Here is a 20,887-nt window from a genome sequence, read left to right as displayed (position 1 = left end):
GCTTATTTTTCGAAGATGTTACTTTTGTCTCAGTCTCATTTTTAGGACGATTCAAGTTATTTTTTTGCTAATGCTTCTTCAATAATCTCTTCATCTTTTTTCAACCCGTTAAAAATAAGATTCAAAACGATCGCTGTCACGCTACTCATGACGATCCCATTCCCCGTAAACATTTGAACTGTTGGGGGTAATTGGCTAAATAAAGTCGGCATAATATTGAATCCTAAGCCAAAACCAATCGAAACAGCAGTAATCAAGAGATTTTTGTCATTCGTAAAATCAACTTCCATCAACATTCGAATACCTTGAACAGCAACCATCCCAAACATGACTAACATGCCGCCACCTAGAACTGGCTCTGGAATGATTTGTGCTAAAGCACCTATTTTAGGAAATAATCCAAGAATAATCAAAAAAATTGCAGAGAAATAAATTGGTTTTCTTGTCTTGATACCAGAAAGTTGGACTAGCCCAACATTTTGAGAAAAACCAGTGTAAGGGAAAGTATTGAAAATCCCACCTAAAATAACCGCCAGACCTTCGGCACGATAGCCTTTTTTCAATTCTTCTTCGCCCACTTTTTGTCCAGTGATATCCCCTAGCGCAAAGTAAACACCTGTTGACTCTACCATACTCACAATAGAAATAATGATCATCAACAAGATCGACCAGACATCAAAAGTTGGTTTTCCAAAATAAAAAGGTTGAGGCACGTGAAAAACAGGTGCTTGACCAATCGCACTTAAATCCACCATTCCCAGTACAGCAGCTAAAATACTCCCGCCAACTAAACCGATCAGTACAGCAATCGAGCGAACAAACCCTTTAGCTAACATTTGTACTCCGACGATCAGTGCAATTGTAACGAAAGCTAGCAATAAATTGGTTTGATTTCCAAAATTAGTCGCAGATGAATCGCCACCGCCCATTTTTTCGATTGCAACTGGAATCAACGTCAACCCAATCACGGTAATGACCGTCCCAGTCACGATCGGCGGAAATAATCGTTTGATCTTTGAGAAAAATCCAGACACTAAAACAACAAAAATACCAGAAGCGATAATCGAACCATAAATTGCCCCAACACCTTGGTCGCTCCCAATTAGGATCAGTGGTGCAACTGCTTGAATAGCACAACCTAAAACAACTGGCAACCCAATACCAAAAAAACGATTAACCGTCAATTGTAATAATGTTGCTAAGCCACACATAAAAATATCAATCGAGATCAAGTACGTCATTTGCTCTTGATTAAACCCTAGTCCCGTACCGATCAGCAAAGGAACAGCAACTGCCCCAGCATACATTGCTAAGAGATGTTGTAAACCTAATACTGCGGCTTGGCCATTTTTTGTTTCTTTCTCCACCTTTATGCATCCTCCTCAAGAAATTCAACTTGTCCGTTGGATAACGCCGCAATTCGTGCCAATGAAACAACTTTCAAGCCCATTTCTTCTAATAGCTGACGGCCATCTTGGAACGATTTTTCAATCAGGATGCCGATCCCTTCAACTCCTGCACCTGCTTGGCGGCACAATTCAACCAACCCTTTCGCCGCTTGACCGTTCGCTAAGAAATCATCAATGATTAAAACCTTGTCCTCTGCAGATAAAAATTTACGAGAGATAGAAATCGTACTAGTCACTTGTTTTGTAAAGGAATAAACAGAAGTAGTCAACAATTCTTCATCCATCGTCAAGCTTTTGGCTTTTCTGGCAAAAATCATTGGTACATTTAATGTCTGTGCCACAAATAAAGCTGGTGCAATTCCAGAAGCTTCAATCGTTACCACTTTAGTGATTCCTTGATCTTTGAAAACTTCCGCAAATCGTTGGCCTATTTGTTCCATTAATACCGGATCCACTTGATGCGTCACAAAGCTATCTACTTTTAAGACGCCTTCACCTAGCACACGGCCATCTTTTTGAATACGTTCCACTAATTCTTTCACTTTATTTTCCCCTTTTTCATTTATTGATATCAAAGCTAACCACTATTCGACCTCATGGATCACCCTTTCAAGGTTTCAAGCTCGTGCGAAATACGCAAAAATGCCTGCTTTTTAAACAAAAAAACCCTTTTACTAAATAAGTAAAAAGGGTGCAAGACACTCTTTCACTTATAGTCCAGCATTTACGGTGCTGGCTAGAAACTGTCATCCTTATCATGACGATATATAAGTGGGCTATATCACTACGTTCCTTCGATCCTCTTAAGAAACAAAATAATGATCTATTTTGCTCAAGTAGTCTAGAAGTAGCTTTAATAAAATATGTTTGATTGATTCAAGCATTTATAATCGTTGGTTGGCACTTTCAATGTTAGCTATTGTTCCAAACGATGAAAACAGTTTAACATCTGTTTCAGAAAGTGACAACCAACTTTCACTATTTTTTTCTAAAATCTAATATTTTTGATCTCATTCAGCAAGGTTGTTCGGTATTTCTGACAGAAATAAAGAGAAAAAAGAGAATTTACGTGAGTGCCACGATTTTTTCTCTTTTTTGACTTGTTTTTGATTTTTATGATTCCTCTTGCTTTTCAAGTTGTCGATACTTTTCCATTTTACGACTAAATAATTCCCCGTTACTTGGAGGAGTATAGGTAATAGCGTTCGCTCCAGCTTTGATCGTATCCAAGATGCTTTGATCTGTTGGACCACCAGTAGCAATAATCGGTAGTTCCGGATACTTTTCTCGGAAAAATTTTACCGTTTCAGTTGTTTCTTTCCCTGCACTGATATTGATGATCGTAATACCTGCTGCCAATTTTTCATCGATTTCTGTATATTTCGATGTCACTGTACTAATCACTGGGATATCCACTGCACGACAAACTTCTTGAACTGTTTCAAGTGGTGTGGGTGCATTTAAAACGACTCCTAACGATCCTTGCGCTTCAGCGAATAAGCTCATGTAAGAAGAGCGCGTGCCTTGCGTTAGACCTCCGCCAACACCTGAAAAGACTGGAATGTCTGCTGCTTCGATAATACTTTTAGTGATTGCAGGATGCGGAGTAAATGGGTACACAGCAATCACGGCATTTGCATTTGTATTACGGACAATTGCTATATCAGTAGTAAAAATAATCGATCGGATCAGTTTTCCAAAAATCTTAATACCACTTGCCTCCATAATGACCTCAGGTACTCTAACGATATCTTTTCGTAGCTCGGTCATAATTTCAGGGGTAAATTGCTCTGCCATCTTGCCACTCCCTTTTTCATAGTTATTGATCATATTGATCCAAGTGATAGGTTTCAATGACTTGGATAATTTTTTGTGCGTAGGAAGGGTCAGTTGCGTAGCCTGCGTCTTGCAGTGCTTGGGCAGCTTCACGATAGTTCGTAGCCGTGATCACTTTTTCATATAATGCTGGATTCCAATCTACCCCATTCACAAAAAGTTGTGTGTGAGAGTCCATCGATTGTTCCCATGAATCATACACACGAAAATCTCCTTGGATCGTGACCCATTCTTCATTCACAAATTCCTTTGTTTCTAAATTGACCTTTTTTTGATCACCATATGCTTTAATTCCAAAAAGATTATTGTATTGACTGGCTAACGTACTCTCGCCCCAGTTTGATTCAAGAATTGCCTGACCTAAAATGATACTTGGGAGAACGCCATAGCCGGTTTGTAATTCTTTCGCATGAGGAGCTAATCGATCAATAAATTGTTGATGCGTTTGTGCCTCATTGTTATTCTGTTCTTGCCCAACAAGAGGCGCTGACAAGCCTCGTAAAGAGAGAACAAAAGCTATCATCAACAATATTCCACCAAAAATCACAGCAATCAAGCGTAATGAATTACGTTTTTGTTTCTTCCATTTTTTTTTGGCCATTCACTACTCCTATTTCTTTTGTAATTGTTCTAAGTATTCTTCTAATGTGATATCATGTTTCGAAATATAGGCCGCACTTTCTTCTCCAACATAACGTAGGTGCCATGGTTCATACGTGATTTTTGTAATATCTTGACGATCTTTAGGATAACGTATGATAAATCCATATTTAGGCGCATTTTCAGCAATCCATTTTGCCCCTGGTTGATCTCCATAACTTGCCTCTAAAAGCTGTGAAGGATAATTATTATACCAATTTTCATCCACTACATCGACCGCTAAGCCTGTATGATGTTCGCTATGTCCAGGGACGGTGATTGTTTGTTTCGTGATTGCTGTCGCCTCTTCCTCTGAAACATGTTGACTACTCATCACTTCTTGGACATTTTGTGTAAACACCTGTTGCTGTGCTGCAACCGAACGATATGCGGAGACCATCACTAAAGGAAACCCTGCAGATTGTGCTGCTTTCGCAAAATCTTCATAATGGGATTCGATACGTTTATCGATCAAATAACCATTGGGCAGTGATGCTAGTTGCGTGTCTTCATTGATTTCTTTTTCGATTTTATGATCAGGTCCTACCAAGACAAGATCCCAATCGGTCGGTTGAACCTTTGGTAGATCTTCACTTTTTTTGGTAGAATCCTTCACTTTAGTTTCTTTGGAACTCTTTGTTGTCTGTTTGGTTACTTGTTCAGTTGTTTGATTTTCTGCTTGGACGTCAGATTTCATGTGTTGCTCGCTTACAAAGATGTACCCCATTGCGGCAACCATGATCACAACTGCTCCAAACCCTAAAACTTTATTCACTCTTAAAAATCCTCTCATTCCTTTTTATGTTCATTTTTTTCATGAACATAGGTTTCTTCTAAATTCTCGTTTACCCAATCCAACAGTTCCAATTTCTCGCCTTCGATCTGTCTTTGAACGTCTGCAGGTAATCGAAAGTTCAAGATGTCGTCATAACCCCATTCATCATAATTAATACTTACCTTCAAGTCAAGGAACCCTGTAAGATATTGATCGTTTTTTAATGGAATCAATTCGACTTTGGCAGGACCATCCGTTAACCATTTTTGAGCGATTCTCGTTTTGATTTGTTTATACTCTGCCACTGCAGTCGTCCTTTTTTCAGGGAAAATGATCGTTTGTCGTAAAATCTTTTGCGTAAGCATCCATTCATAATCAGTAAACAGGTTTTTGATTTTCTGCATGGTTTCAGATGGAAGGTTCTTCTCTCCTCGTTTCCATCCTTCCCACTGCGCTTCGTCAATTACTAAATAGTCCTCTAAAAAATTCTTTTCTGTTGCGTACTGTTCCAGTAATACACTAAGAATCAAATCAACATAAACTTGATGCATAAAAGTTTCCCCCTCTACTCATTTTACTTAAATTTCAAAAAAAATTCACTACGGCTTTACTTTTTCTTATTAAAGTACTCTAACACAAATTTTAACGATTCATTTGGTATAATTAAACAAGGACAATGGCATTTTTTCATTTCATTCACTATATTAAATATAACACGAGAAGGAGTTTTGAAGTATGAAAAAGTATCAATGGGGAATCATTGGCTTAGGAAATATTGCACATGAGTTTGCGGAACATTTTGACCAAAAAACAAGCGAGTTGGCAGCAGTTGCTTCACGAACAATAGATAAAGCAGAAGCATTTGCACAACGCTATCATATTCCTAAAGCATATGGTAGTTATCAAGAAATGCTTAATGACCAAGAAATCGATATTATTTATATTGCCGTTCCCAATCGTCAACATAGTCAACATATCATGGAAGCATTAGCAGCGAATAAGCATGTTTTATGTGAAAAAGCGATCACCATGAATAAAAAAGAACTGACCGAAGCAATGAGATTAGCAGAAGAAAAGAATCTAGTGTTAGCAGAAGCGATGACGATTTTCAATATGCCATTGTATCAACAGTTACGTTCTTTGATCGATACAAACAAGCTTGGGGCATTAAAAATGATTCAAGCACCATTTGGCAGCTATAAAGATCCCGACCCAACCAATCGCTTTTTCAATCCTGAATTAGCTGGTGGTGCTTTATTAGATATTGGGACATATGCCGTCTCGTTTGCTCGTTTCTTTTTGAGCTCTCAACCAGAAGTTATTGCATCAACAATGGTACCATTTGAAACAGGTGTGGATGAACAGTCAGTGACTATTTTAAGGAATAAAGAAAATGAGTTAGCAACGATCAGTCTGACTTTCCAAGCCAAAATGCCTAAAGTGGGAATCGTTGCCTTTGAAGAGGGCTATATCACCATCACCGATTACCCTCGTGCGGATCGTGCGGAGATCATCTTCAATGACGGGACAAAAGAATGGATCGAAAGCGGCAGCACCGCGCAAGCCATGAATTATGAAATCGAAAATATGGTCAAAACTATTAAAGGCTAACTCCCTAACCGTTCGTTGTTTCTGACCCACGATGTCATCGAGATCCTTGATGGGATGCAAAAACTTTGGCAAAAATAAGCTCCTTGAAATAAGCTGGAATTTTTCTAAACATGAAAAGCTGTTTAAGCAACGGAGACATCCCCAATGCTTAAACAGCTTCTCTTTATTTCATTCATTGAACTGAATAATTTAACCAATCGATTGTTGCGAAAATTCCGCTTTGATTTCAATAAAGCTCTTAAAGGATTGCAAAAATTGAAACAATTCTGCTCGATCTTCAAATTCTAAACGTTCTTTGGGCATAGCCATGTCCCGATATAGTTCGTAGACTTCTTCAATCCGCTTCAATAATTCTTTCCCATCATTCTTTTCAGAAAAAGTTTCTGCAGTATAAACCAACAAGCCGTAAATATGCTTGCCATAAGGAACCGGGTCTTGGATTCGATCCAGATTCCCCTGCATATCTTTGATCACGTTGATTTGGGTTCGACGCATTGAAAAATACGTTTCATAGTATTGCGTTTGTTTCACCCAGTAATTCTCTTGGTACTTCCTAGCATCGCTCTGACTTTCTCTTACGAAAGCCAACAATTTATCACAAAGCAGTTGATTGTTGGTATTTCTTCCAGTCAGTAGGAAATCAGCCATGTTGTTTAAAATGATACGAAACTCTTCTTCGATCAATTGTTGATTTTTTTGTAGCTGTTTTTTGATATCCGGCATATAGATATTCGCTACTAGTGCAAAAAAAACACCGATAGCCATTAAACTTGCTGCATTACCGATCAACGACCAACTCATATTTTTTTCACTTAAATAGTGTGTGACTAGCACAGAATTTACGACAATTCCATCCGTCAATTTTAACCCAACAGTCAGAGGAATAAACAGTAGTAGGAACAAGCCAAACCCCAAGATCGTATAATCAAAAATAAAAAAACTAATAAAAGCAATCACAGTCGCTAAAATAAATGCCGCAATCCTTAACATCCCAGTTCTTAAAGTTGAACGTTTCGTGTTGCCCACACTTAACAAAGCAATGATTCCTGCTGAAGGCCAAAACAATAATGAAAACATTTGGGCGGTAACCATGGACAACATACTACTAACCACTGTTTTCACGGTCCTCATTCCGATACGCATAAGCAACCCCTCTCTTTTCTTAGAATTATACTAAAAGACTTAGCTAAAAACTAGCAATCTCTTTAAAAGTTCGTTATCCTATTAAAAAGGACTAAAAGGAGAATAAGCGATGGAATTTGGCCGTTTTCGTTTAGGAATGCGAACAATAAAAAGCGCATTAGCAGTTTTTTTATGTATTTTATTTTTCCACGTCACTGATCGAGGACTACCGATGATTGCTGCATTGTCAGCTGTTTTTTCCTTGCGCCAAGATTTAACCACTACTGTTTCCTTTGGTCGTTCAAGAATCATTGGCAATTCAATCGGCGGCTTTCTCGGAATCATCTATTTTTTAGTAAAGAACTATTTTCACAATGATTTTTTAGTGGAATTATTTCTGCTGCCGGTTCTAGTGGTCATCGTCATCGTGGTATCTGACGGAATCAATAATAATTCTGGGATCATCTCAGCAATCGCCACTTTGTTGTTGATTGCCCTGAGCGTTCCTCAAGGCGAATCCTCTTTATATGCGATCCAACGAGTCTTAGACACATTCATTGGAACCTTTATCGCCATCGGAATCAATTTCTTTCTCCGTCCACCTGAGACAGAAAAGAAAGAAGAGCTTGTAGAAGACTTAGTTGAGCTGCAAAAAAAAGAAGCGTTGCTTAGAGAAAATTTGGCAGAAGTCGAAGAACAGATCAAAAAACACAAAAATAGCTAATACATAAATAAACAAACCAGTCTCTTCAACATGAAAGAAACTGGTTTGTTTATTTTTCTAACTAATTTAAACAATAGTTATTCTGCTTGATCGGGTTGTTCCCCGTTTTCATAGAGATTAACTTGTTTCATCGTTCCACGATTAGAGAGATTTTCGATAATGTCTTTGATATCTAATCCTGTTGTTTCTTTCAACGTTTCTTGAGTGGAAGCTAAAAGATTGGTAGCATAGTTAGTCACCCGGTTCGCTCCGCCATTTTCGCTTGACCCGTTACTGGTATCGACCACTGAGATTTTCTCAATGTTTCCTAATGGCTGTGCTGCTTCTTTCATTAATTGTGGTAACATCTCGATTACCATACTCAAGACCGCTGCTTCACCATATTCTTTGAACGCATCTGCGATTTTGGCTTTGGCTTCAGCTTCGGCCGCTCCTTTGGCTAAAGTCGCTTCCGCTTCCGCTTGACCAGCTAATCGGGTTTTATTGGCTTCGGCTTGTGCCAGTGCTTCAACGCGGAATTGTTCAGCTTCGGCTTCAGTTACTTCTTTTACCTTTTGAGCTTGTGCTTCTTGTTCTTTGGCATAACGATCCGCATCGGCTTTTTTCTTCACTTCTGAATCGTATTGTTTCTCACGACGAATGATTTCTTTTTCTTCTAATTCAATTTGTTTTTGTCGTTCAATGACTTTTACTTCCATTTCTTGTTCAACAACATGTTGTTGCGCCCGAGCGCTTTCCAAGTTATAGGCTTGGTCTGCTTTGGCTTTTGCAATATCTTGTTCTTGCTTGTAAGAAGCTAGTTTTAATTCTTTTTCTTTGATTGATTCTGCAATTTCCGTTTGTCTTTGTAGTTCCGCTGCTTGAGAATCTTTTTCAGCTTCTGCTTTTTTAATACGTGTTTCTTTTAACGCTTCTGCTTCCGCAATATCTGCGTCACGTTTCACTTGGGCGATCCGTGGTTTCCCTAAAGAATCTAAGTAACCGTTTTTATCACGAACTTCTTTGATCGTAAACGAAACAATGATCAATCCCATTTTCGCTAAATCAACAGATGCCACTTCTTGAACGCTTTGACTAAATTTGTCGCGGTTTTGATAAATTTCTTCTACAGTCATCGAACCCAAAATGGAACGAAGATGCCCTTCCAAAACTTCTCTTGCTTCATTTTCAAGTTCCTCACGTGTTTTACCTAGAAACTGTTCTGCAGCAGTCGCAATCTCTTCCACTGAAGAACCAATCTTGATGATCGAGGTGCCATCACACATCACTGGTACCCCTTGTTCGGTATAGACTTCTGGCGTCGAAACATCTAACTTGCTTGACAAGAGACTGATCCGATTCGAGCGTTGGAAAACTGGTAAAACAAATGCCCCGCCACCACGAACGATTTTGATTTTATTATTACTTTCATCTGCGTGGACATTTTTACTGCCTAAATAACTTCCGCTAATAATTAATGCTTCATCTGGTTTGGCAGTTTGATATTTTGCTACAAAGACGATCAGTAACATTAAAATGATCAAGACTGCAATAGCAATTGCGATATAAACTCCTGATATTTCCATTTCTTACACACTCCTTCATATTTTTAGCATGCCTTCATAAGGCGTTACATAACAAACTCTTTCTTTTACTTCAATGATCAAGACCTGTTCCCCTTGCTTAGCTGGTGAACTTTGTGGGGCATAAAAGCATGCAGGTCGCGTAATCGAACCAGTCACACTTTTTAATTGGATCTCCCCCATCCCTTTTAATGGTATGGGTGTAACTACGATCGCCATCTGTCCTTCAAGAGTTTTTTCTGATGCCGACAACGTACTTTCAGCATTTTTCATCGGCATTCGGACATAAAAATTGAGCAAAAACACTAAAACAGTTGCAATCGCCCCACTTGAAATCAATAGAAACAGCGAATCTAATTCTGTTAAGCGCTCTCCTAAATACCCAAACAGGCTGGTAAAAGTTAGCCAAGGGACAATGAGTATCGGGTCAATTGGACCATCGAAATCAAAAATATCTCCAAAGACTAGCAGAAAAACTGCAATCCCCGCACAAGTTAAAAGTGTATACCAATAAATCGTCTCTAATGCCACCCCTCCAATCATGTAATCGCCTCCTCCTCTGTTTTGTTCTATCATACCAATAGAATAACTTTCTGTATAGTTTGATCGATAATTTTGTTTTACCAATTTCCCAATGACGATTTAGCCAGTGGGGCGGATACCCCACCGGCAACAAAAGAACTTTGATGCGATCGTTTATTATTTTTGTTCGCTTCTTTTCTTTAAAAAGAAAATGGCTCATGCATCTAGTTTGTGAGTTGATTTTACCGTCATCCCTACAAAAGCTTTCTCTAATTCAACAAGAAGGAATAAAACCAATCCAGGTAGTAAACTGATGCTTACTTCTTGGACAGTCAACGAAACTGTCCCAATCGCAATTTTTAATGGCGGGAACACTAACATCAATCCTTGTAAGAGGATCATCGCTCCAATCGAATAGAGTAATGCCCGATTTTCAAAAAGATCTTTTGTCAGACTAAATTCAGTCACTCTTCGACAATTAACCATGTAGAAGGCTTGTCCAAAAACCATCGCATTGATCAGAACGGTTTGTTTCGCTTCAGCAGGAACAAAATCCATTGCAACGAACCCTAAAATAGTCATGATGATCCCAACATATAAAATACGCAAAAGTGCATATTTTGATAGGATTTTTTCGTCAATTGGTCTCGGTGGACGATTCATAACATCTTGATCTGCTTTTTCAAAACCCAATGCGTATGAAAGGGTGATCGAAGCGACTAGATTTAACCACAAGATTTGTACAGTAGTTAAAGGTAATGGGAAATTTCCTACCAATGAAAAGAGCAATAGTAATCCTTGGGCTAAACAAGTTGGCAAATAAAAGAGAATCGTCTTTTTCAAATTATCAAAAATACGTCGTCCTTCTTTCACGGCTTTTGCAATGGTCTCAAAATTATCATCTACCAACACCATGTCTGCTGCCTGTTTGCTAACATCGCTCCCTTTGATTCCCATAGCGATCCCGACATCGGCTTTTTTCAAAGCTGGCGCATCATTAACGCCGTCCCCAGTCATTCCAACAATTTCATCTTGTTCTTGGAGATAGGTCACAATAGCCAATTTATGTTCAGGTGTCGTCCTGGCAAAAACATCATTCTCACGGACAGCGATCTTCCATTCTTCTTCTGTTAATTGATCTAGTTCCGTTCCCGTAATCGCCGATTTAGCATTTTTTAAACCTAATTTCTCAGCGATCGCTTTTGCTGTTGCTTGATGATCGCCAGTGATCATTTTTACTCTGATCCCTGCTTGTTGCATTTCCTTAACTGAAGCAATAGCTGATTCCTTTGGCGGATCAATGATGCCACTAAGCCCAATCATCACCAGCTCATTCGTTAATTCTTCATGTGACAATTCACGATCCTTTAACTCTTTCATTGCAAACGCTAAGACACGTTGGCCTGTTTGCGCTAATTGTTCGTTTTTTTGTAACCACATAGCATGATCTATCTGTTGTTGTCTTCCATCTGATCCCAGTTCATATTGCACTTTATTCAGTAAAACATCTGGCGCACCTTTCACAAATAAGATCCTTTTTCCTGCAATCTCATGGACGGTCGCCATATATTTGTAAGCTGAGTCGAAAGGGATTTTATCAACGACTGGATAAAGTTCGATCGGTTGTTGATTGGTCCATTTTAATAAAGCTAATTCCGTGGCATTACCTGAAGTTGGACATACTCCTTGAGTTAGTTGGGTTTCTTGACAATTATGCATCGCTTCAACAAGCCAAGTCTCATTTTTGGTCCAGTTTTTTTCTTCAAGCATTTCCACCCCATGGTTCGCTTCTCTAGTCGCTAAGCTAACCAATGTCATTTCATTTTTAGTCAGTGTTCCTGTTTTATCTGAACAAATTACTGTCATTGCCCCTAACGTTTCAACTGTGGGTAGATTTTTGACGATTGCTTGTTTCTTTGCCATTCGATTGACACCCGAAGATAAAATAATCGTTAAGATCGAAGGAAGTCCTTCTGGGATAGAAGACACGATCAAGGCAATGACAGCTGTCGCTATATAGCCCCAAGTCATGCCATAATAAAAGTAGGATACGGTAGCTAGCAATAAAATCAACGCAGCGATTCCTTTAAATATACTAGTATTCATTTCTTTGATTTTCTTCAATAACGGTGTTTCTTGTTCTGTGATCGACCCTAATGAAGTGCTGATTTTTCCAATTTCTGTAGCAGTTCCGACAGCGACTACGATCCCTATTCCTCTACCTGATTCCACTTTAGTCCCAGAAAAAGCCATATTTGTTTGTTCCGCTAAAGGTGTTTCAAGCGGTAATGGGTCGGTCGTCTTTTGGATCGCATGGGTTTCTCCAGTAAGAATTGCTTCATCGATTTGTAAGTTGAACGTTTCGCTCAAACGTACATCTGCAGAAACGATATCTCCAGCAGCTAATACGATTTGATCCCCCACCACTAAATCAGCTGGTGCAATCTCTTTTTGCTGTCCCTTTTCGATGATGACTGCTTTTTCACTAAGTAATTCCGCAATGCTGTCTAAAGATGAAGCTGCCTTTCGTTCTTGTAAATAGCCGATCAGCGCATTTAAGAAAACAACTAAAAAAATCATACTGCCTTCAATATATGCGCCTGTAAAAAGCTTAACGATCGCAGCTCCTAGTAAAATGTACATCAGTGCATCATGAAAGTAAGAAAGAAATTTTTTCCATTCTGGAACTTTAATACCATTTTCTAAGACGTTTCTTCCATACTTAAGTTGTCGTTCGTTCCTTTCTTGTTCGTTCATTGCTTTTTTTACCATTAATTTTTCTTTGATTTCTATGATTGATAAGGTGTACCATTCTTTCATTTTTTTCCTCCAATAATTCTTACTGATCAAATCATAAAGGTTAGAGTGACTCTAAGGTCAAGAAAAATTTAAGCAAATCTATCTATGTAGAATAAAAAAATCAATTCCATTCACATTTCCCCCACGTTTCGTAGTAAAATAACCTTACTTAAAATGACTGATCAATGGAAGTGATGATTTGAAAATCAATGAATTAGCAAAGCTCTATGATATTACAGCCCATACTTTACGCTATTATGAAAAATTAGGTTTGATTACACCGGATTATGATGAAAATGGCTATCGAAATTATTCTTACGAACACATTGAACAACTGAATACCATCCGTGACCTACGTTATTTTGACGTCTCCATTACTGAGATCGCCGATTATTTGAAGCAAAAAGAAATCAGCAAGACAAAAGAATTATTAGCTTTTGAAATCGAGGCACTTCATCAACTCATCAGTGACTCACAAAAAAAAATCGAACTATTAATCGAACGTGTCCAGTTAATTGAAGAAGCAGAAAGCATAGACTATCAAGAAGTGCTATTAGTGCAGCAACCGAAAAGACTGATTCTTAAAGCTTCTACGGTTGCAACGGATGAACAAATCGACTTTTCGTTAAAAGAACTTCATAAAAAATACGAACCTTTATTAAGCACTAATAATCAAAATCTTTTTGGTAGTATCATCCATTTAGAGGAAGATCCTTTTACCTATCAAGTATTTTATTTTTGTCCTGACCTTACGATCCAAAATGAGGATGCTGAGATACTCCCTGCTGGAAATTATCTTAGTTATAGTTTTAAAGGTGACTATGAACAAAGGAAGAAAGGAATTGCTACCATCATGAACTACCTGACTACCCATTCGCTTCATAGAGCCAGTCCATTTTATGAATCTTATCTGATTGATTTTCACGAAACGAATAAGCCAGAAGAATATGTGACGCGTTTAGAAATTTTAGTTGAATCGTAGCTTTGGATAACTAAGTATTTATACAAGAAAAAACTACGTCTGAGTTTGACATCAGACATCAAACTCAGACGTAGTAACTCTTTTATAAATCAAGAATAAAAATTTGCTACTAAGTGCTACGAATCAATAATGTGAAGACTTCAAGTAAGCCCCCGCAAGCTTCGTCATTTTTGACCGTAATATGCATGCATCCCATGTTTTCGATAGTAGTGCTTATCTAAAAGATATTGTGGAATAGATTGCATAGCAGGATTAATTTTTTCATTTTCTTTAGCCATTAAGCATATTTCGTCTAAGATCAAGCTATTCTCTACCGCCTTTGCAGGGGTTTCACCCCAAGTAAATGGGCCATGTCCATAAACGAATACACCAGGAACTTCAGTGGGAGCTAATTGTCTCTCTTGAAACGTTTCAACAATCACATGACCAGTGTTTCTTTCATAAGCACTTTTAACTTCTTTTTCAGTTAATTGCCGTGTGCAAGGAATCGTTCCATAAAAAGCATCCGCATGAGTTGTTCCATAGGCAGGCAAGTCTCGACCAGCCTGCGCCCACATGACTGAATGAGTGGAGTGCGTGTGGACGATAGCATTGATTTTTTCAAAAGCTTGATACAAAATCACATGAGTCGATAAATCAGAAGAGGGCTTCATCCCATCTTCTTCTAGCGGATTTCCAGCTAGATCAGTCACTACCATTTGTTCGGGAGCCATCTGTTCATACTTTACACCACTTGGCTTGATCACGATCACCCCAAGCGCTCGATCAATCTCACTGACATTGCCCCAAGTCAACTTAACTAGTCCATATTGAGGTAGTGCCAAATTTGCTTCATAAACACGTTGTTTCATTTCTTTAATGATCGGATTACGCAAACTCATAACCTGCCTCCTTTAGCTTCGGATAAAGATAGCTCTTTGCTGCTGCGATTTCTTTTTTAAAATCCGGATTTTTTTCACTCCACATTTCAATTAAAAATGACCCATTATAATTCATCTGTTTGAGTTTCTTTAACAAACCCTCAAAGTCAACACAGCCTGCGCCAAAAGGAACATCACGAAATTGACCTGATGATTCAGTTGTTACTGGATAGGTATCCTTTAAGTGGATGGAAGAAATCCAATTGATCCCTTTTTCTAGTTCACGTTCTGGATCGTTTTCTTGCCAAGCTGAAAGGTTCCCAAGATCTGGGTAGACTTGAAGATAAGGTGAATCAATCTGGCGTTTGATTTCTAAAAATTTAGTGATTGAATTCATAAATGGATCATCCATAATTTCAATTGACAAGATTATTCCATATTCAGAAGCTATTTTGACGCTTTCTTCAAGTCCTTCAATAAATAATTTTCGTGATAGCCTTGTTTTTTTTTCATAATAGACATCGTATCCGGCTACTTGGATAATTTTGATACTTAAGCGCTGAGCAAGTCGGATCGCTTTGACCATCAATTCTTTGGCTTTTATCCGATACGCTTCATTTGAAGAGCCAAAAGGAAACCTGCGATGACCACTCAGACAAATGGAATTGATCCGTATGCCCGTCTCTTTCATGTCTTTGCGTATTTGATTGATCATCTCGTCAGACCAATTGAGTCGAGCTAGGCGTTCATCTGTCTCGTCAATCGACATCTCAATAAAGGAAAAACCAAGTTCCTTTGCTAATAAAAAGCGCTCTTTCCAAGAGATATCTTTTGGTAGTGCCTTCTCATAAATTCCGATTTGAGCCAAGTCTATTCCCCCCAAATGCGAATCATTTCTTGTTTAAAATCATTGGCTGCTTTTGCAGGATCGTCCGCACTAGAAATCCCTCTTCCAGCTATAAAAGTTTCCACTTCAATCCCTGCGAATAATTTCAATGTTTCCACGTTTAATCCACCTGTCACAGAAACTGCAAAGCCCATTTCTATCAATTTCTTTACTTTTGTCAGATCCCGTTCTCCCCAAGTTTCACCAGAAAGTAATGCATCTCGACTTTGATGATAGATTACCTGTTGGATACCGATCCTCCGCCATTCAGCTGCTTGTTCATAGGTCCAATCCCCATACAGTTCGACTTGCAATGCCTTCACTTCTTTTTGAGCTGCTTCCATGGTTGGCAGAGTAGCACAGCAGATAACAGTCATAAAATCCGCACCAGCATCAGTTACATTTTTGGCTACCGTTCCCCCGGCATCCGCACATTTTGTATCAGCAACAATTGTTTTCCTTGGAAACATGCTACGAATACAGCTGATGGCTTTGCGCCCCTCTTGCAGACATAAAATGGTTCCAATTTCAATGATATCGACAATATCCCCTACTTGAAATACATCTGCTAATGCTTGTTCTAAATCATTATGATCCAAAGCAATCTGTAATTTTGGTCTGCTCATTTTGTCTTCCTCTTTTATTTAGATTTTTGATACAACGCTGATTCAGCAAATTTTTCACCAATTTCTTTGGCTGACATGACATTTTTAATGCCAATCACTGTAATTCCTTTTTTCTCTGCTTGGATAAACATATTCAAAAAATTGACTGGTGTAAAAACGACATCATACTGAGTCGCAGAACTTTTTCCTTCAGAAATTGCACAATGATGGATTTTGGTAATTGACACACCTAGTTCTTTCATTGCCTTTTCGACGCTTCTCATCATCATCAAACTTGTTCCCGACCCGTTTGCGCAAGATACTAAAATTCTCATTATGTTTTCCTCCTATGTGTTCATTTTAATTTTATTGTTGTATTTAATTCTCGTTGTGATATTTTTCTGCATATTGCTCATAATCATCGACGATCAAAAAGTACCCGTCTGGATTTTTACGGTATTGTAATTGTGGAATAATCAATAGCCCAACCACGACTAATGCGATACCAACATACCCCAAAAACTTCATCATTACAGTAAATAATGGCCAAGCAGTGGCCCAGTCAAACATACCGAGATAGCCACCATATTTTGACATGCCGATCCAAGTTGCAAAAACGGCCGATCCACCAACTTGAATGATTCCAGAAAGAAATGGGAACAGACAGGCGGCTTTGAACCCCCCTCGATTGTTGGCAAAAACTGCGATAACTGCATTGTCAAAGAACAGTGGAATAAAACCAGCAATCACGATGGTTGGTGATTTGAACAAAATGAGTAAGGCAATCATCAAAAATTGACCTAAGGCACCAAACAAGAAGCCAATGGTTACGGCGTTAGGTGAACCAAAACCAAAAGTAGCAGCTACGTCAATCCCAGGAACCGCACCTGGTAGGATTGTATTTGAGATCCCTTGAAAAGATTGTGTTAGCTCATCCACGAAAGTACGGACTCCTAATTGTAAAATGGCTAGGTAGACAGCAAAATTCAATGATGTTGTCATAATATAGAACAAGAAACTTTGTCCTTCTTGCATAAACTGTGCTTGAATCAAATAATCTTTTCCTAGCACTAACAAAATAATTCCAAAAAATAAAAGCATTAATAAAGAAGTTGCTACCATATTTTCATTAAATATAGATAAAAAACCTGGTAATTCAATATCTTCCAATTTTTTATCCACTTTTTTAGAGTGTTCTTTTTTTTGATCATGTTTCTTTAAAAACTCGGCTAACTTCGCAAATATATAGATACCAAACATTTGCTGATGTGCCACAGAAAAACCCGCGCCCTCGGTTAACTCCTGGGTGATACCAACTGTTAAATTAGAAGCTACTGCCCAATAACAGCCTAAAATCAGTCCCATAAAAATCAGAACTTGAATTCTTCCTAAAGAGGGAAAACAAAATAATAATATCCAAAAAGCAGTTGCAGATTGTTGAATCTGAACATTTCCAGTTGTAAAAACCGAACGTAATTTTGTATATTTTTGAAAACGAACGAGTAAGATATTCATAACAAAAGCAATCAAAAGTAAAATCATGACATCCCCAAATGTACGACCAAATGTTTCCTCTAATCCAGAGTCAACGGCATTTTGTCCAAAATATGGATCGGTGACCATCGCATCCAGATTAAACCGTTCTTTTAAACCTACTAAAATGGGGCGGAAGTTGTTTACTAATCCTCCTGAACCAACCGTCAAAATGAAGTAACCGACTGTTGCTTTCAAGAAACCAGCAATACACTCATAAAATGGACGTTTCAAGAGAATGTACCCTAGCAGTACAATAAAACCAATCAGATAAGCTGGTTGAGTTAAGATGTTTGTAGCGAAATAAGTCCAAATGCTCAATAAAAAATCAGCCATTCTTTTTTCCTCCTATAAGTTATACTCTTGCATCACCACTCGATAGTCTTCAATCGAATCGGTATCTGCCAAACGATCAATTAGCCCATCTATCATCAACAACTCAGACAATTTTTGAATATTTTCCATATGCTGATCTACATTTTTGGCTGCTAAAGTAAAGAATAAACTTGCTGATTTTTCTTCTTGGTCGAATTGAATGGGTCTTTTCATTTTAGTGAATGATATAGCTGTTCCATAAACTCCTTCACTATCTGCTGAAGAATGTGGCATTGCCACTTTGGGAACAATCACGATATAAGGACCATGTTCTTCTACACATTGGATGATTTCATGTACGTAACTTTGATCAATCAACTTTTTATCTAATAATAGTTGACAGCTTTCAGCAACAGCTTCCTTCCAATCAGTAATTTCTTTATCGGAATATTTCACCAAGCCTTGATCCAAAAAATATTTCAACATGTTGTTAGCCTCTTTTCTATAAGAATGACGGGAATGGTGTATCGTTTTCTACAGAAAATACATCCTCAAAACCACGGTAGAAATTAAATTCCAGGTCGTCTTTGTTCGTTGGATAGGTAAACTTGCCTCCTACCTGCCAGATATATGGTTTAAAATCGTACTTCAAACGGTCTTTTTTAAACTTCCATATTTCGGTAATTTCTTTTGGATCAGCCATAAAATTTGCCCAGATATCATAATGAACAGGGATGACTACTTTAGCCTTCAATGACTCAGCCATTCGCAACATATCGACAGAAGTCACTTTATCCGTGATACCTCGTGGATTTTCACCATATGCACCTAGGCAAACATCAATAGTATGTTCGTTCCCATGTTTCGCAAACATATTAGAATAATGAGAGTCTCCAGCATGATAAATATTTCCACCCGATGTTTCAAATAGATAATTCACAGCGATCTCATCCATTTCTTGAGGTATTTTCCCTTTTAAAGTTTCCTCTGGATCTTCACAAGTGACTAATGCTGTACGGTCAAATGCTTCTAAAGCAACGATAGTTACATCCTCAATTTTGACTTCATCTCCTGGTTTGACGATTATCGTTTTCTCTTTTGGAATTCCCCAGTTCAACCAAGTATTAACTACTTCTTGAGGACCAATGAATTTTGCATTCGGACAATTTTGATGAACAGCAGCTGCTGTATTGATATCCAAATGATCCGAATGGATATGCGTGACAACTAAAGCGTTTACACTTTTCATTTCAAAAGGGTCAATCACAAAAGGTTGCGTCCGCAAGTTCGGTTGCATTTTTTGAACCCCACTCATTCGCATCATCTGATGCCCTTTTTTCATCATCCCATTTCCATGACTACGTTTACCTGTCCCACACCATAAATCACACAAAATATTTGTCCCTTTATGCGTCTTTAACCAAATCCCGGTACAACCTAACCACCACATCGCAACCGTTCCTTCTTTTACTTCTTCTGTTTCGATCTCTTCATTCAAGTAGGTACCCCATTCAGGAAATGTTTCTAAAACCCAATTTTCTTTTGTGACATCATTGACATGTTTGCTCATTGTAATTCTCCTCTCAAGAACTTTCTTTTGTTGACATCTAAATCATAATATGCAACGACAAACATGAAAACCCTTTTATATGACTGTTTGTTATTTATATGATCGTTTTTGTAAGTTAATTGATTTTTTTAGTATGATATATATAGTTAATAAACTTTATATGAATCTTTGAAGCGATAAAAATCATATACATAGGCAACAAATAGGAGGGTAAATAATGAAAAATTCCATTGTCAATATTGAGAAGCGTCAAAAGGATATTTTGGAGCGATTACAACAAAAAGAGCAAATGACAACATATGAGTTAGCTGAATCTTTAAAAGTCTCTATTAGTACAATACGCAGAGACCTAAATTTATTAGAAGAAAAAAATGAGATCATTCGTCATTACGGGTTTTGTTCTTATAATTATGATAATCGTACAGACTTTGATCAATCTGGACCAGAACGACTAAAACAATCAATCGCTCGTGAAGCTTGTAAATACATCAATGATTATGATACCGTATTCATTAATTCTAGTTCTACTGCACTTAAAGTGGTTGAATATGTACGTGCCAATCACCTGACAATTGTCACAAATAACGTAAAAATCACTTACTCCCCTCATAAAGAAAACTGCAATTATATCTTGACTGGAGGTGAGATGCGCTTTCCAAAAGAAGCATTAGTGGGTGATATCGCATTAAATACCATTTCTTCAATGAATGCTGATGTCTGTATCATTGGTTGCAGTGGTGTGTCGCTCGATAATGGCGTAACAACTAAAATTCTCAATGAATCAACGATCAATGAAATGATGATTCGTCAAACGTTTAAATGTAAAATTCTAGTTGCTGATCATCGCAAAATTGGTTTAACATCAAAATTTAAAATTGCAGATATTTCTGTTTTTGATTATTTGATTACTGACCAGTTTTGTTCTGAAAAAGTAATCGCTGAAATCAACAATGTTGGGGTGAAAGTCATCCAAATCAGTTAAAAAAAAGCCGGTGTGAATGGAACAAGATTCTGTCCCAGCCACATCGGCTTTTGCTTATTTACAAATGATGTTCAAACAAAATGACCTGATCCATTAAGTCAAAGCTCTTCAAACCAGCCTTTCAGCGATGGTTCGCTCTTGCTTACTTAATAACA

The 20,887-nt window shown here is 38.0% G+C and carries 20 protein-coding genes, 1 pseudogene and 1 riboswitch; of the genes and pseudogenes, 4 read left to right on the top strand and 17 right to left on the bottom strand.

Annotation, left to right across the window (positions count from 1 at the left end; all coding sequences use genetic code 11):
- Window positions 1–56: 56 nt before the first annotated feature.
- From AB3H93_RS07380 to AB3H93_RS07355, 6 genes are all read right to left on the bottom strand, one after another.
- A complete protein-coding gene (locus AB3H93_RS07380) occupies window positions 57–1,367 on the bottom strand; it encodes a nucleobase:cation symporter-2 family protein (protein WP_010719392.1) in 1,311 nt (436 codons plus the stop codon).
- Between the two features lie 2 nt (window positions 1,368–1,369).
- Entirely contained in the window at window positions 1,370–1,951 is a 582-nt protein-coding gene (locus AB3H93_RS07375) for a xanthine phosphoribosyltransferase (RefSeq protein WP_010719393.1), read from the bottom strand.
- A gap of 151 nt (window positions 1,952–2,102) precedes the next feature.
- A riboswitch (purine riboswitch) is annotated at window positions 2,103–2,200 on the bottom strand.
- Window positions 2,201–2,522: 322 nt separating this feature from the next.
- A complete protein-coding gene (locus AB3H93_RS07370) occupies window positions 2,523–3,206 on the bottom strand; it encodes a hypothetical protein (protein ID WP_010737428.1) in 684 nt (227 codons plus the stop codon).
- A gap of 22 nt (window positions 3,207–3,228) precedes the next feature.
- A complete protein-coding gene (locus AB3H93_RS07365; RefSeq protein ID WP_010737427.1) occupies window positions 3,229–3,846 on the bottom strand; it encodes a glycoside hydrolase family 73 protein in 618 nt (205 codons plus the stop codon).
- Between the two features lie 9 nt (window positions 3,847–3,855).
- Complete coding sequence (locus AB3H93_RS07360) at window positions 3,856–4,659, bottom strand: D-alanyl-D-alanine carboxypeptidase family protein (RefSeq protein WP_034700361.1); 804 nt, start codon at window positions 4,657–4,659, stop codon at window positions 3,856–3,858.
- A gap of 14 nt (window positions 4,660–4,673) precedes the next feature.
- A complete protein-coding gene (locus tag AB3H93_RS07355; RefSeq protein WP_014834723.1) occupies window positions 4,674–5,210 on the bottom strand; it encodes a hypothetical protein in 537 nt (178 codons plus the stop codon).
- 184 nt (window positions 5,211–5,394) lie between these two features.
- On the opposite strand from AB3H93_RS07355, the pseudogene AB3H93_RS07350 reads away from it, so the two are divergent.
- Window positions 5,395–6,348, top strand: a pseudogene (locus AB3H93_RS07350) (Gfo/Idh/MocA family protein).
- A 111-nt stretch (window positions 6,349–6,459) separates the two neighbouring features.
- Here AB3H93_RS07350 and AB3H93_RS07345 read toward each other — a convergent pair.
- The gene (locus AB3H93_RS07345; protein ID WP_034700359.1) at window positions 6,460–7,413 is read right to left on the bottom strand and encodes an aromatic acid exporter family protein; all 954 of its coding nucleotides are present in this window, start codon (window positions 7,411–7,413) and stop codon (window positions 6,460–6,462) included.
- 109 nt (window positions 7,414–7,522) lie between these two features.
- On the opposite strand from AB3H93_RS07345, the gene AB3H93_RS07340 reads away from it, so the two are divergent.
- Window positions 7,523–8,116: an aromatic acid exporter family protein gene (locus AB3H93_RS07340; RefSeq protein ID WP_010719400.1), complete on the top strand. Its 594-nt coding sequence runs from the start codon at window positions 7,523–7,525 to the stop codon at window positions 8,114–8,116.
- A gap of 77 nt (window positions 8,117–8,193) precedes the next feature.
- Here AB3H93_RS07340 and AB3H93_RS07335 read toward each other — a convergent pair whose 3' ends face one another.
- The 3 genes from AB3H93_RS07335 to AB3H93_RS07325 form a co-directional block, all read right to left on the bottom strand.
- Entirely contained in the window at window positions 8,194–9,681 is a 1,488-nt protein-coding gene (locus AB3H93_RS07335) for a flotillin family protein (protein ID WP_010719401.1), read from the bottom strand.
- A gap of 15 nt (window positions 9,682–9,696) precedes the next feature.
- Window positions 9,697–10,221: an NfeD family protein gene (locus tag AB3H93_RS07330; RefSeq protein ID WP_010719402.1), complete on the bottom strand. Its 525-nt coding sequence runs from the start codon at window positions 10,219–10,221 to the stop codon at window positions 9,697–9,699.
- Window positions 10,222–10,416: 195 nt separating this feature from the next.
- Window positions 10,417–13,020: an HAD-IC family P-type ATPase gene (locus AB3H93_RS07325; protein WP_368020374.1), complete on the bottom strand. Its 2,604-nt coding sequence runs from the start codon at window positions 13,018–13,020 to the stop codon at window positions 10,417–10,419.
- Window positions 13,021–13,198: 178 nt separating this feature from the next.
- Here AB3H93_RS07325 and AB3H93_RS07320 point away from each other — a divergent pair, with 178 nt between their 5' ends.
- Window positions 13,199–13,981 (top strand): MerR family transcriptional regulator, encoded by a 783-nt coding sequence (locus AB3H93_RS07320; RefSeq protein ID WP_368020373.1) that lies wholly within the window; start codon window positions 13,199–13,201, stop codon window positions 13,979–13,981.
- A gap of 164 nt (window positions 13,982–14,145) precedes the next feature.
- Here the strand turns inward: AB3H93_RS07320 and araD are convergent, their stop codons facing one another.
- The 7 genes from araD to ulaG are packed head-to-tail and all read right to left on the bottom strand — an operon-like array spanning window position 14,146 to window position 19,750.
- Entirely contained in the window at window positions 14,146–14,862 is a 717-nt protein-coding gene (gene araD / locus AB3H93_RS07315) for an L-ribulose-5-phosphate 4-epimerase AraD (protein WP_010719405.1), read from the bottom strand.
- Entirely contained in the window at window positions 14,849–15,709 is an 861-nt protein-coding gene (locus tag AB3H93_RS07310; RefSeq protein ID WP_094940814.1) for an L-ribulose-5-phosphate 3-epimerase, read from the bottom strand. The genes araD and AB3H93_RS07310 overlap by 14 nt, the downstream gene beginning before the upstream one ends.
- 2 nt (window positions 15,710–15,711) lie before the next feature.
- Entirely contained in the window at window positions 15,712–16,353 is a 642-nt protein-coding gene (locus AB3H93_RS07305) for a 3-keto-L-gulonate-6-phosphate decarboxylase UlaD (RefSeq protein WP_010719407.1), read from the bottom strand.
- 14 nt (window positions 16,354–16,367) lie between these two features.
- Window positions 16,368–16,667 (bottom strand): PTS sugar transporter subunit IIB, encoded by a 300-nt coding sequence (locus tag AB3H93_RS07300; RefSeq protein ID WP_010719408.1) that lies wholly within the window; start codon window positions 16,665–16,667, stop codon window positions 16,368–16,370.
- A gap of 43 nt (window positions 16,668–16,710) precedes the next feature.
- A complete protein-coding gene (locus tag AB3H93_RS07295) occupies window positions 16,711–18,201 on the bottom strand; it encodes a PTS ascorbate transporter subunit IIC (protein WP_368020372.1) in 1,491 nt (496 codons plus the stop codon).
- A gap of 12 nt (window positions 18,202–18,213) precedes the next feature.
- Window positions 18,214–18,666 (bottom strand): PTS sugar transporter subunit IIA, encoded by a 453-nt coding sequence (locus AB3H93_RS07290; protein ID WP_081129158.1) that lies wholly within the window; start codon window positions 18,664–18,666, stop codon window positions 18,214–18,216.
- Window positions 18,667–18,682: 16 nt separating this feature from the next.
- Window positions 18,683–19,750: an L-ascorbate 6-phosphate lactonase gene (ulaG, locus tag AB3H93_RS07285; protein ID WP_010737415.1), complete on the bottom strand. Its 1,068-nt coding sequence runs from the start codon at window positions 19,748–19,750 to the stop codon at window positions 18,683–18,685.
- Between the two features lie 217 nt (window positions 19,751–19,967).
- Between ulaG and AB3H93_RS07280 the strand changes: the two genes are divergently transcribed.
- Window positions 19,968–20,732 carry a DeoR/GlpR family DNA-binding transcription regulator gene (locus AB3H93_RS07280; protein ID WP_368020371.1) on the top strand — a complete coding sequence of 255 codons (765 nt, stop codon included), beginning with the start codon at window positions 19,968–19,970 and terminating at the stop codon, window positions 20,730–20,732.
- The last annotated feature ends 155 nt before the right edge of the window (window positions 20,733–20,887 follow it).

Origin of the sequence: Enterococcus sp. C74 (assembly GCF_040887125.1) — a bacterium.
Taxonomy (GTDB): Bacteria; Bacillota; Bacilli; order Lactobacillales; family Enterococcaceae; genus Enterococcus_B; species Enterococcus_B hirae.
The sequence above is the reverse complement of the archived record's forward strand: the minus strand, read 5'-3'. Positions and strand labels throughout refer to the sequence as shown.